The sequence below is a fragment of the Sellimonas sp. genome (assembly GCF_047234585.1).
Taxonomy (GTDB): Bacteria; Bacillota; Clostridia; order Lachnospirales; family Lachnospiraceae; genus Sellimonas; species Sellimonas caecigallum.
The window spans coordinates 1-6,674 of record NZ_JBKSWG010000051.1 but is presented as its reverse complement, the minus strand read 5'-3'; the positions used below and the strand labels follow the sequence as shown (position 1 = coordinate 6,674).

The 6,674-nt window shown below is 47.8% G+C and carries 6 protein-coding genes; all 6 read right to left on the bottom strand.

The genetic code is table 11. From position 1 onward, the window contains the following. Positions 1-34: 34 nt before the first annotated feature. Positions 35-1,561, bottom strand: a complete 1,527-nt coding sequence (locus tag ACLROL_RS12065) for an ABC transporter ATP-binding protein (protein WP_413067936.1) — start codon at positions 1,559-1,561, stop codon at positions 35-37. A 25-nt stretch (positions 1,562-1,586) separates the two neighbouring features. Beyond that, positions 1,587-2,774 (bottom strand): BMP family ABC transporter substrate-binding protein, encoded by a 1,188-nt coding sequence (locus tag ACLROL_RS12060; protein ID WP_318256974.1) that lies wholly within the window; start codon positions 2,772-2,774, stop codon positions 1,587-1,589. Between the two features lie 34 nt (positions 2,775-2,808). Next, complete coding sequence (locus ACLROL_RS12055) at positions 2,809-3,999, bottom strand: phosphopentomutase (protein WP_413067935.1); 1,191 nt, start codon at positions 3,997-3,999, stop codon at positions 2,809-2,811. A gap of 7 nt (positions 4,000-4,006) precedes the next feature. Next, a complete protein-coding gene (locus ACLROL_RS12050) occupies positions 4,007-4,432 on the bottom strand; it encodes a cytidine deaminase (protein ID WP_138373041.1) in 426 nt (141 codons plus the stop codon). A gap of 14 nt (positions 4,433-4,446) precedes the next feature. Beyond that, positions 4,447-5,229, bottom strand: a complete 783-nt coding sequence (udp, locus tag ACLROL_RS12045) for a uridine phosphorylase (RefSeq protein WP_413067934.1) — start codon at positions 5,227-5,229, stop codon at positions 4,447-4,449. A 319-nt stretch (positions 5,230-5,548) separates the two neighbouring features. Then, entirely contained in the window at positions 5,549-6,613 is a 1,065-nt protein-coding gene (locus ACLROL_RS12040) for an FAD:protein FMN transferase (protein ID WP_413067933.1), read from the bottom strand. Positions 6,614-6,674 lie beyond the last annotated feature (61 nt).

Below are 6,674 nucleotides of genomic sequence, written 5' to 3'. Positions count from 1 at the left end.
GCGGTCTATCTCTTGTTTTCGGTTGCTTGCTTCCTTACCGTACATGAGCATTGGCGCCGGTCATATAAAGACCAAGTTCTTCCACCGTCACTTCATCCGGTTTGAATTCCCCGACAAGTCTTCCTTCGTACATGACGAGAATCCGGTCCGGCACATCCATGACTTCATCCAGTTCCAGGCTGACCAGAAGGACTGCCTTTCCGGCATCCCGCTGCTCGATCAGCTGCCTGTGAATCGATTCAATTGCTCCGATGTCGACTCCCCGTGTCGGCTGCACCGCAATCAGAAGATCCGGATTCTTGTCGATCTCTCTTGCGATAATCGCCTTCTGCTGATTTCCCCCCGACATGGAACGTACGATAGTAGAGGATCCCTGTCCGGAACGGATATCGTACTCTTCGATCAGGCGGTCCGAGTATTCCCGGATTTCTTTTCGCTTCATCAGTCCGGCCTTGCTTGTAAACTGCGGTTCAAAGTAGCGCTGCAGCACCAGATTGTCCTCCAGAGAATAATCCAGAACCAGTCCGTGCTTATGCCGGTCTTCCGGAATGTGACTCATTCCGGAAGTGGAGCGTTCCCTGACAGATGCTTTTGTAATATCTTTTCCGTTCATATGGATGCTTCCGCTCTTTAACGGCTCCAGACCGGAAAGTCCGTAAACAAGTTCTGTCTGGCCGTTTCCATCGATTCCTGTGACGCATACAATCTCGCCTTTTCGCACCTGGAAGCTGACATCCTGCACCGCATCCTTTTTATTCTGTCCGGCAACGGTCATGTCCTTCACATCCAGCACCACGTCGCCAGGCTCGGCCGGTTTTTTCTCTACTTTAAAGGAGACATTTCTTCCTACCATCATGGCGGAAAGCTTCTCCGGCGTCGTGTCTTTTGTTTCGACAGTTCCGACGTATTTTCCTTTTCTTAAAACCGTACAGCGGTCAGAAACTTCCATGATCTCGTTGAGCTTGTGGGAAATGAAAAGGATACTCTTTCCTTCCTTTGCAAGTCCCTTCATGATCTGCATCAGTTCCTCGATTTCCTGCACGGTCAGCACTGCCGTCGGCTCGTCAAAAATCAGAATTTCATTGTCCCGGTACAGCATTTTTAAAATTTCCGTTCTCTGCTGCATTCCAACTGTGATATTCTCCACTTTGGCGTCCGGATCAATCTGCAGATGATACCGGTTTGACAATTCCATTACCTTTTTTCTTGCTTCGTCTTTTTTCAGAAATCCGCCCTGCACCGGCTCTGCGCCGAGAATGATATTGTCCAGCACAGAAAAACATTCTACCAGTTTGAAGTGCTGGTGCACCATTCCGATTCCCAGTGCGTTGGCGTCGTTCGGATTTTTGATTTCTACTTTTTTCCCGTCTTTGCGGATTTCTCCTTCTTCCGCCTGATACAGTCCGAATAACACGCTCATCAACGTGGATTTCCCCGCTCCGTTTTCTCCAAGGAGCGCGTGGATCTCGCCTTTTTTCAACTGAAGCGTAATGTCATCGTTCGCCACAATCCCAGGAAATCTCTTGGTAATGTGAAGCATTTCCACTGCATATTCTCCCATTTTCGCTTCCTCCTTCCGGTATACTTTACATGATCGATCCTTGTCTTTCGTTTACCTTGACAGATACTTCCGGCATCTTTTCGGTGGAATTATCGATGGTAATTTCCCCGTCATAGATTTTCCGTACCAGCTCGTGGTAATCGTCTACGGTAAAGTTTTCGTTCCACTGTGTCGTATCTTCCGGAAGTCCTACATAATTGACATCCATATCCGTTCCCGACACAAGTCCGAGGTTTTCGATCTTTCCGACATGTTCTTCCCAGGTGTTTGTTACAATGATGGAATCCAGCATCGCCTTTACAGTCGCTCCCAGACCTTTCATCGCGGATGTTACCGTCATTCCCTCTCCGTACGCATCAATAATCGGAGACTGGTCGCTGTCCACACCGATCATCTTTCCGCCCACTTTTGAAGCAGCTTCTGCCGCAGAGGTAAAGATACCGCCGCCGCATGCAAAGACGATCTCTGTCCCCTGGCTGTACCAGGTATCCATCGCCGCTGTTACCTCTGTGGAACCATAGAACTGTCCGCCATAGGCGTACTCAACTTCGATCTGGTCAGTAATTCCAAGTTCTTTTGCCGCATCATTGATTCCCTGTACATAACCGAATCCGTATCTCATAACTGCCGGTACCGCCTGACCGCCGAGGAAACCAAGTTTCCGGTATCCCAGCTTTACGGCTGCGTACCCTGCCATATATCCCGGAATCTCTTCCTGGTACACTGCACAGTACGTATTTTCCACGTTATAATAGTCGGATGCCTCATAAGCGTCCGGGTTTTCATAATATTTATTTCCAACTGCTGCCGCAATAATGTCCCCTGCCGTCATATCCAGCGCAATAAATTTGACATCTGGATATTTGTAGGTAACTTCTACCAGCGCCGGTGCAAAAATATAACCTGGCATGACGATGATATTGTATCCTTCTGCCACGGCCACATCGATCATGGCAATCCGGGCATAATCCGTATCCCCGTCCGGCTTTTTGTAGGTAAAATCGATATTATTTTCCGTACAGTACTCAAGACATGCTTCGTAAGTTGTCTGGTTAAAAGACTGGTCTGTTATGTCGCCGCTGTCCGTGATCATGGCCACACGGTAATCAGAATTCCCGGTACCCTGGCTGGACTTGGAAGGTCCGCATCCGATCACGGAAACCGCCATGCAGATTACCAGAAACAACGCGGCAAGCTTTTTCATTCTTTTCATGTCTTCTTTTCCTCCTTTTTTTGTAGAATGGTGTTTATTTTAAACAGGAAAGCAGGGAAGTTCCGATTGTCTCCTCCGGCATGGACAGCCCGAAATTGTCCAGGATCGTCGCGCCGATCACCGCAAAGGTATCCTGTTCCGGCAGCATTCCGTTTCCTTCCATGGATCTGGAATACGCAAGGAACGGTACTTTCTCCCGAGTGTGGTCGGTTCCTGTGTAAGTCGGGTCATTTCCATGGTCCGCCGTGATGATTAAAAGATCGTCTTCTCTTAGCTTTTCCAGTAAAACCGCTAATTTTTCATCAAACATCTCCAGCTCTTTCGCATATCCTTCCGGATCTCTTCTGTGTCCCCATTTTGCGTCAAAATCCACCAGATTCACGAAACAAAGCCCGTGAAAATGTTTGTCTGCAAGCTCGATGGTCTGGTCCATTCCATGTACAGAGGATTTGGATTTGTATGCTTCCGTGATGCCTTCTCCGTCGAAAATGTCCTTGATCTTTCCAACGGAAATCACATCGAAGCCATTGTCCTTAAGCACATTCAGCGCCGTCTTTACCGGAGGCTTCAGGGCGTAGTCGTGGCGATTGCTGGTCCGTTCGAATTCGCCTTTCTTCTTTCCGACATACGGTCTTGCAATGACTCTTCCGACTCTCCACTCTTCTTTCATCGTCAGTTCTCTTGCAATTTCGCAGCAACGGTACAGTTCCTGTAAATCAAAGGTCTCTTCATTTCCACAGATCTGAAGCACCGAGTCCGCTGAAGTATACACAATCATATGTCCGGTTGCGATTTCTTCTTCTCCAAGTTCCTCTATAATCTCCGTTCCACTGGCACTCTTGTTTCCAATCACTTTGTGTCCGGTCCGTTTTTCCAGTTCGTCGATCAGTTCCTTCGGAAATCCGTGTTCTGTAAATGTCTTGAACGGCTCTTTCGTCTCCACTCCCATGATCTCCCAGTGTCCGGTCATCGTATCCTTTCCGTTACTTCTTTCCCGGAGTGCCGCCTGGTATCCAAGTGGATTTTCTACTGCCGGCACCTGGCGAAGCTGTGTCAGATTTGCGATTCCAAGCTTTTGCAGCGCCGGAATCCGGAAGGTCTCCACTGATTCGGAAATGTGTCCGAGCGTGTTGACTCCTACATCTCCAAACTTTTCCCCGTCCGGCATGACGCCGATTCCCAGAGAATCGATCACAATTACAAATACCCGTTTTGCCTGTTTCATATTCCTCCTACCTTTCTTCCAGATTGCCCGGTCCAAATCCCTGAGGCATCAGATCTTTCAGTTTATAAATCCGATAATCATCTTTTCCCTTTGCCAGGATAATCTGAAATTCGTCCGGATGACAGAATTCCATCATGACCTGCCTGCACACTCCGCAAGGTGGTGTATAATCCAAAAGTTCTCCGTCCGGTCCGCCTACAATACAGATTGCTTCAAATTCCCGGATTCCTTCGCTGACTGCCTTGAAAACGGCTGTCCGCTCGGCACAGTTCGTCGGCGTGTACGCCGCATTCTCTATATTGCATCCTGTGTAGATCTGTCCGTTTTTTGCAAGCAGAGCCGCCCCGACTTTGAAATGGGAATACGGTGTGTAGGAGAAGGCAAGTTGAGCAATGGCTGTTTCAATCAGTTCCTGAATCTGTGTTTCACTCATCTGTGCACCCTCCTTTATTTTCCTGCCTTTTTGTCCGCTTCAATCAGTTTCCGGATTGCTCCCACTGCTACCCGGACTGCCATATCGGTATCATGGACTACCGGATTTTCCAGTCCTTCCTTTTCCCGTTCCTGGTTTGCCACAACGAGGAAGCAGGATCCTGCCCGCACTCTTAAGTGGCTTGCTACAACAAAGAGGGCCGCCGATTCCATCTCGGAAGCCAGGCATCCAAGCCGCTTCCATGCTTCCCATTTATTCAGAAGCTCATAGCTGACCGGCATCCGCTCCGGAGAGTGTTGTCCATAGAAGGAATCTTTACACTGAACGATGCCGACATGGTACGGCGCTCCCATTTCCCTTGCTGATTCCATCAGTGCGTTGGTAAGATGGATGTCCGCCACAGCCGGAAACTCGATCGGTGCGTATTCCCGTGTCGTCCCTTCCATACGGATCGCCCCGTTTGCGATTACCACGTCCCCGCTCTTTACATCCAGCTGCATTCCTCCGCATGTTCCGATCCGGATAAAGGTATCCGCCCCGGACATAACCAGCTCTTCCATGGCAATCGATGCGGACGGACCGCCGATTCCTGTAGATGTCACACTTACTTTCTCGCCGTCCAGATATCCCGTATAAGTCACATATTCTCTGTTGTCTGCCATCAAAACCGGAGCATCAAAATATTTTGCGATCTTTGCACACCGTTTTGGATCCCCCGGAAGAATCACATAACGTCCGACATCTCCTTTTCCTACCTGAATGTGATATTGTTTATTCGGGTTTTCTGAATAATTCATAATCATACCTCGCTTTCCCTTACCTGTAATATGGACATCCGTTCTCATTTTTACACAAAAAAATACCGGCTTGTCCTCATTTCGTTCGTCTTTACTTGCATCTTAACCGGAATTTAACATATAAAAAAGGACTCGAGTCCCTTTTTGTTCATTTACGTAACTTTTCACAATTTTTACATCTATTTTTTATCTATTTTATCCATAATCCTGCCGGCAGATGTGACAATTCCTGGACAGATTTTTTCTATAGAAAATCCCCCGGAGCCGCTCACTTCTCGAGCCATTCCGGGGGACTGTCCGTCAATTATATTTTTTTATTTCATGATTCTTCTATCACATGGATCTTCATTTTCTGAAAAGACGTCTCCAAAGAAAAGGAGTTCTCAATGCCTTCTGTCAAATAAATTTCTCCGGTTTCCGTAACTGCCAGCATTTCGAAATCCTGATGTGCTCTCCAGAATTTCTCAGCTTCTGACAATCCCATCACAAACAGGGACGTAGAAAGGGCATCTCCACATTTCCCTTCGTCTGTTATGATTGTCATTGATATCAGATCGTTGTCCACCGGACAGCCCGTATCCGGATTCATGATGTGACCATAAGTCCTTCCATCTTCTCCGACAAAATACCGTTCATAATTTCCCGATGTGACAACTGCCTTGTCCGACACCTCAAGGACGCCCAGATTTCCTTCTCCAAAAGGACTACGGATACCCAACCGCCAGTCTCTTCCGTCTGGTCTGCTGCCTACAGCCTGGACATTTCCTCCCAGGTTCAGAAGCGCCGATGCAATTCCATATTTTTTCAACACTTCTGCCGCTTCATCTCCCGCGTATCCTTTTCCGACGGCGCCAAGATCAATCTCCATGCCTTCCGGTATGGTAAGACGGTTCCCTTCCATAGATATCTTCTCGTATCCGGTTTTCTCAAGCAATTCCGAAAGCTCCTCCTGCCCAGGAATCCTGTTATCCTCTGTCGTAAATCCCCAGGCCCGGAGCACAGGATAAAGGGTGGGGTCCAGTCTTCCGCCAGTTTCCTCCGCCATACTAAGCGCGAAACGTATTACTTCCGCCGTATCATCTGAAAGCACCGTGCTTCTCTCCTTGCTGTGGTTAAGTTTGTAAATTTCACTGTCCGGATCTGTCACAGACCATTTCTTTTCCAGTTCCTCCACTCTCTCCTGCGCTTCCTTCAATGCATTTCCTATAGTTCCCGCTTCTCCGTAGGCCTGGAATGTAAGATAAGTATTCATGGCGAAGAATTCCGTTTCCCCTGATTCTTCTTCCCCACGATTTTCACTGCTGCTGGATAAGAAACATCCTGTCATAAGAAGTATTGTCATAAAAACGGCTGCACCTGCCTGTTTCCATCTTTTCTTATTCATTTTTTACACCTCCCTATTAAGTCAAGTCTTTTTCCCTTGAAAATTAAGGATTTTTTCGATA